Source organism: Lysobacter zhanggongensis, assembly GCF_046638635.1.
GTDB classification, from domain to species: Bacteria; Pseudomonadota; Gammaproteobacteria; order Xanthomonadales; family Xanthomonadaceae; genus Novilysobacter; species Novilysobacter luteus.
On sequence record NZ_JBJXHK010000047.1, the window covers coordinates 12,247 to 18,048 of the forward strand.

The following is a 5,802-nucleotide window of genomic DNA, read 5'->3' on the forward strand; positions in this document are numbered from 1 at the left end:
GCGGGGCCGCGACCGCGCGCGGTCGCAAGGGTGCGTCGATCACGCCCGAGCAAGCACTGGCCAACACCCGGGAACTGCTCGAGGCCAAGCAGCGCCAGGCGCGCACGACGCAGCCGTGGCAGGCGCTGGACGACCACGCACCAGTCCATGCACCTGAAGGCTACCAGTCCGCTTCCGCCGCCCAGCACGCCGAAGAGCTGCATGCCGCCGAGGCCCGGTTGCAGGGCATACAGGGCAGCATCAGCACACAGGACCGGCACAACCAGGGCAAACGCGACAACCGCTGACCGGCCATTGTCGATGCCATGCCCACGCCATCCGGAGACGTCATGACCGAGTTCGAGATACGCCACCAGCCAGACCGTTCCCGCTTCGCCGCCGACGTGGACGGCGTGGAGGCCGCCCTCGAGTACCGGATGGAGGGCAGCTGCATGGTCATCACCCACACCCACGTGCCCGAGCCGGTCGGCGGCCGGGGTATTGCCGGGGCGCTGACGCGGGCTGCGTTCGAGCACGCACGGGTGCAGGACCTCCACGTCCGCCCGGCGTGCTCCTACGCTGCCGGCTGGGTCGACCGCCATCCCGAATACGGCGACCTGCTCGGTTGAGCTGCGGCCCCCACCCGGGGGCCGTACTCGCCAACCGGCGGGGCTTGTGCCAGCCTGTGCGCCCCTCGAGCACCCGGCACAGCATGCGCCTCAACAAACACATCAGCGAAACCGGCTTCTGCTCCCGTCGCGAGGCCGACCGCCTGATTGCCGAAGGCCGGGTGACCATCAACGGCATCCGGGGCCGGGTGGGTTCGGAGGTGGGCGAGGGTGACGAGGTGCGGGTCGACGGCCAGCCGTTGCGGACCCGCACCGTCGCCAAGGGCCAGAAGCAGCACGTCTACATCGCGCTCAACAAGCCGGTCGGCGTGGTCTGCACCACCGAATCCGGGGTCAAGGACAACATCGTCGACTTCGTCGGCCATGAGCGGCGGATCTTCCCGATCGGGCGGCTCGACAAGGATTCCGAGGGGCTGATCCTGCTGACCAGTAACGGCGACATCGTCAACGAGATCCTGCGCGCCGAGAACAAGCTCGAGAAGGAATACCTGGTCGCGGTCAACAACGAGGTCACCCCCGAGTTCCTGCGCGCGATGGCCAAGGGCGTGCCGGTGCACGGACAGACCACCCTGCCGTGCAAGACCGGCAAGCTGGGCCGCTTCGGGTTCCGGATCGTGCTGGTGCAGGGGCTCAACCGCCAGATCCGCCTGATGGCCGCCCACTTCCGTTACCGGGTCAAGCAGCTGGTGCGGGTGCGCATCGGCAACGTCAAGCTCGGCCGGCTCAAGGTCGGCCAATGGCGCAACCTGACCGACGCGGAACTGCGCGGACTGTTGCCACAGCGCACCGACTGGTAAGCCTTCCGCCTGCATCCGGGCATCACGCCGGCGGCGATAAGGTCGCGCCCAATGAGCAGGGGCCGACCGATGAAGCAGTGGAATCTGAAGAGCGCATGCATCGCGATGGTGCTGGTTGCGGGCGTGGCCTGCGACCGTACCGCCGGACAGGATGCCGCGGACACGAACGCCGGCAGCGAGCGCAGCGCCGTACCCGCCGACGGACAGGACGGAACCACACCGGCACCGGTCGAACCGGTGGAGCTGGAGGACGTTTCGGAGGCGACTGCCGACTACATCATCGGGATCACCTACCCGCAGTCGGCCACCAAATACCCGCGCCTGGCGGCGGAACTGAAGGCCTACGCCGAAGGCGCACGCACGGATCTGATGGAGGCGGTCGAGGCCCGCAAGCAGGGTGAGCCCGCCGGCGAAGGCAGCGAGGGCGCCACGCTGTACGACCTGTCGCTGACATTCACCGAGCTGGTCGACACCCCCGAACTGGCCGCCTACGCCGCCGATGGCAGCATGTACACCGGCGGCGCCCACGGCATGCCCCTCATGGAGCGTTTCGTGTGGTTGCCGCAGGCGCAGCAGCGCCTGACCGCGCAGGAGCTGGTACCGACGGACGCGGGGTGGAAGGCCATCTCCGAGCACGCCCGCGAGCAGCTCCACACGGCGCTGTCCCAGCGGGCGGATGCCGATGCCATGTCACCGGCCGAGCGCAGCGACCTGGTCCGGAACACCAGCCGCATGATCGAGGCCGGCACGGCGCCAAAGGCCGAAAACTTCTCGGAGTTCGAACCGCTGGTGGACGACGCCGGTCGCGTCACGGGGCTGAGGTTCGTCTTTGCGCCTTACCAGGCGGGCCCGTACTCGGACGGTACGCGGTCGGTCGAGATCCCCTCGGACGTGCTGCGGCCGAACGTGGCGCCGCGGTTCCGCGACCTGTTCTCGGCGGCGCCCGCCACCGACCGCACCGCGGGGGCGCCGACGGAGGGAACGACCCCATGAGCGACACACCCGGTTCCGGCGCCATCGGCCGTCAGCGCTGGGCGATCGCCGAGGGCTACATCCCCGGCTGGAGCAACGGCCCCGAACCGCAGATGTCCAGCCACGAGACCTGCTGCATCCTCAACGCGAGCGACCGTGTGGCCAACGTCCGGATCACGGTCTATTTCGAGGGCCGCGACCCGGCAGGTCCGTACAAGCTGACGGTTGAACCCCGCCGCACCCGACACCTGCGCTTCAACGAGCTCCGCGACCCCGAGCCGATCCCGCCGGACGTGCCGTACGCGAGCGTGATCGAGTCGGACGTGCCGATCGTGGTGCAACACACCCGCCTGGATTCCCGGCAGGCCGAAAACGCCCTGATGACGACCATCGCCTTCGCGGCGGACTGAACCCGGCTCCGGCCGACGCCATGTCTGGCGCCGCGCGCGCCATGAAAAAACCGCCCGGATCGCTCCGGACGGTTTCGGTTCACGCCAGGCCGATCAGTTGCCCGGCTTGGGCGCTTCCGGCGCCGGGGCCTTCGGCGCGTCCGGCACCGCCGAGTCGTCGGCCGCCGGGGCATTCAGCCCGCGGCGCTCGAGCAACGGCTCGATGCGCGGCTCGTGGCCGGTGAAGTCGCGGAAAAGCTGCAGCGCGTCCTTGCTGCCACCCTGCGACAGCAGCGCCGCGCGGAAGTGGTCGCCGTTCTCGCGGGTCAGGCCGCCGTTGTCCTTGATCCACGCCACGGTGTTGGCGTCCAGCACCTCCGACCAGATGTAGGCGTAGTAACCGGCCGCGTAGCCACCCATGATGTGGCTGAAGTACGGGGTCTTGTAGCGCGGCGGCACGGGTGCAAAGTCGGTGCCATTGGCGGCCAGCGCCTTGGCCTCGAAAGCCATCACGCCCGCCGCGTCCGGCACCTGGTCCAGCGACAGCTGGTGCCAGCTCTGGTCAAGCATCGCCGCGCCGAGGTACTCGGTGGTGGCGAAGCCCTGGTTGAACTGGGCGCTGGCCAGGACCTTGTCGAGCAGGGCCTGCGGCATCGGCTCGCCGGTCTCGTGGTGCTTGGCGTAGTTGGCCAGCACGCTCGGCCAGTCGGCCCACATCTCGTTGACCTGGGACGGGAACTCCACGAAGTCACGCGGCACGCTGGTGCCCGAGAAGTACGGGTACTTCACGTCCGAGAACAGGCCGTGCAGCGCGTGGCCGAACTCGTGGAACATGGTGGTCACCTCGTCCCAGGTCATCAGCGTCGGCTTGCCTTCCGCCGGCTCCGGGATGTTGAGGTGGTTGGCCACCACCGGCAGGTTGCCGGTCAGTGCGGACTGGTCGACGTAGGAGTTCATCCAGGCGCCGCCGCGCTTGGACTCGCGCTGGTACGGATCGAAGATGAAGATCGCCTGCTGGCTGCCGTCCTTGTCGAACACGTCGTAGACGGTGACGTCCTCGTGGTAGACGGGCAGGTCGGTGCGCTGCTTGAAGCTGAGGCCGTAGAGCTGGTTGGCGGCGTAGAACACGCCGTTCTCCAGCACGTTCTTCATCTCGAAGTACGGCTTGAGCTGGTTCTCGTCGAAGTCGTACTCGGCCTGGCGGACCTTTTCGGCGTAGTAGGCCCAGTCCCACGGCTCGAGCTTGAAGCTCGGCTCGCCCTTGGCGGCCTGCTCCTTGTCGATCATCGCCTGGAGCTTGGCGGCCTCGCGCTTGGCGTTGGCGACAGCGGCCGGGGCGAGCTGGGCGAGCATCGCGTTGACCGCCTCGGGGGTCTGCGCGGTTTCATCGGCCAGCACGTAGGCGGCGTAGGTCGGGTAGCCGAGCATCTTGGCCTTCTCGATGCGCAGCTTCACCACGTCCGAGACAATGCCGGTGTTGTCCCACTTGTTGGCGCGGCTGCCACGGGCGACGGACGCCTTGTGCAGGCGCTCGCGCAGGGCGCGGTCCTCGAGGTAGGTGTTGGGGGGCTGGCCGGTGGTGTTCTGCAGCGCGATGACGTACTTGCCATCGAGGCCACGGGCCTTGGCGGCCTCGGCGGCGGCGGTGATGGCCTGGTCGGACAGGCCGGCCAGCTGCTCGACGCTGTCGACCACGATCGCCGAGTCGTTCACCTCGGCCAGCACGTTCTGGCTGAAGGTCGTGCCCAGCTTGGCCAGCTCGCCGTTGATCTCCTTCAGGCGGGTCTTGTCGGCGTCGGACAGCTTGGCACCGGCGCGGACGAAATCGGTGTGGTAGCGCTCGACCAGGCGGACGCCCTGGGCGTCGAGGCCCAGCTCGTTGCGCTTCTCGTACAGCGCCTCGATCCGCTCGAACAGCTTCGGATTCAGCGAAACGGCGTCGCTGTGGGCCGACAGCTTCGGCGCGTACTCGGCCTGCAGCGCCTTGCGCGCGTCATTGGTGTCGGCGCCAACCAGGCTGAAGAACACCGAAGCGGTGCGCGACAGGATGTCGCCGGACTCCTCGAGCGGGAGGATCGTGTTCTCGAACGTCGCCGGTTCCGGGTTGTTGGCGATCGCCTCGACTTCCTTCAGGTGCTCGGCCATGCCGCGGTCGAACGCCGGACCGAAGTGGCTGTCCTTGATCTGGTCGAACCGCGGGTAATGCAGCGGCAGCTGGCTTTCGGTGAAGAACGGATTGCTGGCGTCTGCGGTCACGGCGGTGTCGGCTTGTGGGTTGGCGTCGGACTGGGCGCACGCGGCGACGCTGGTGGTCAGGGCGATGGCGAGCGCCATGGCGAGGGGATGCTTCATCGGGCAGGAACCTGGTCGAAGGGAACCCGAAGCCTACCGCAACGGCGTTTTCGGCCACCATGACGAAAGCCATGGGCGCGCGGGCGGGCGGTCGCGGCAGGGAAACCCGCCAGATGCGGCCAAGTCGCGGCCCGCGGTTCACGCCTCGGCAACCGCCTGCGGGGCAGGGTACGGGTCTCCCCCGAACGTTGGAGTTTCCATGAACACGAGCCTGAATAGCGTGATGACCGCCAACCCCGCCTGCTGCACCGGTGACACTCCGTTGCGCGAGGTCGCGCGGATGATGGTGGAGAACGATTGCGGCGAGATCCCGGTCGTCGACAGCCGCGAATCGGGCCGACTGGTGGGCGTGGTGACCGACCGTGACATCGCGGTGCGGATGGTCGCCGAGGGCCGCGACACGGCGTCCGCGTGCGCCTCCGACTGCATGAGTTCGCCGGTGACGACGATCCAGCAGAACGCCTCGCTGGCCGACTGCGCGCAGGCGATGGAGCAGAACCAGATCCGCCGGGTAGTGGTGGTGGATGACGCCGGCGCCGTGTGCGGCATCGTGTCGCAGGCCGACATCGCCCTGGCCGGGCATGACCGCACCACCGGTGAGGTGGTGCAGCAGGTCTCGCAGCCCGCCACGCACTGATGACCCGCTGACCTGCCGCGCGCCGCGTCCGTTCATCCGGGCGCGGC

General features: G+C 68.5%; 7 protein-coding genes. 6 read left to right on the forward strand and 1 reads right to left on the reverse strand.

Translation table 11 applies throughout. The features are described 5' to 3' along the window. From ACKVMH_RS09180 to ACKVMH_RS09200, 5 genes are all read left to right on the forward strand, one after another. Positions 1 to 287 (forward strand): hypothetical protein (locus tag ACKVMH_RS09180; RefSeq protein ID WP_412700057.1); only part of this gene is annotated, 287 nt, incomplete at its 5' end. A 42-nt stretch (positions 288 to 329) separates the two neighbouring features. Further along, positions 330 to 608 carry a GNAT family N-acetyltransferase gene (locus ACKVMH_RS09185; RefSeq protein WP_215220148.1) on the forward strand — a complete coding sequence of 93 codons (279 nt, stop codon included), beginning with the start codon at positions 330 to 332 and terminating at the stop codon, positions 606 to 608. An 83-nt stretch (positions 609 to 691) separates the two neighbouring features. Further along, complete coding sequence (locus ACKVMH_RS09190; protein ID WP_215220149.1) at positions 692 to 1,405, forward strand: pseudouridine synthase; 714 nt, start codon at positions 692 to 694, stop codon at positions 1,403 to 1,405. 69 nt (positions 1,406 to 1,474) lie between these two features. Then, positions 1,475 to 2,398 (forward strand): DUF3298 and DUF4163 domain-containing protein, encoded by a 924-nt coding sequence (locus ACKVMH_RS09195; RefSeq protein ID WP_412700058.1) that lies wholly within the window; start codon positions 1,475 to 1,477, stop codon positions 2,396 to 2,398. Further along, entirely contained in the window at positions 2,395 to 2,787 is a 393-nt protein-coding gene (locus ACKVMH_RS09200; RefSeq protein ID WP_412700059.1) for a sensory rhodopsin transducer, read from the forward strand. Before ACKVMH_RS09195 ends, ACKVMH_RS09200 begins: the two co-directional genes overlap by 4 nt. A gap of 93 nt (positions 2,788 to 2,880) precedes the next feature. On the opposite strand, the gene ACKVMH_RS09205 is transcribed toward ACKVMH_RS09200, so the two are convergent. Beyond that, the gene (locus ACKVMH_RS09205; RefSeq protein ID WP_412700061.1) at positions 2,881 to 5,100 is read right to left on the reverse strand and encodes a M3 family metallopeptidase; all 2,220 of its coding nucleotides are present in this window, start codon (positions 5,098 to 5,100) and stop codon (positions 2,881 to 2,883) included. A 217-nt stretch (positions 5,101 to 5,317) separates the two neighbouring features. Here ACKVMH_RS09205 and ACKVMH_RS09210 point away from each other — a divergent pair, with 217 nt between their 5' ends. Then, positions 5,318 to 5,755 (forward strand): CBS domain-containing protein, encoded by a 438-nt coding sequence (locus tag ACKVMH_RS09210; protein ID WP_412700060.1) that lies wholly within the window; start codon positions 5,318 to 5,320, stop codon positions 5,753 to 5,755. Positions 5,756 to 5,802: the final 47 nt, after the last annotated feature.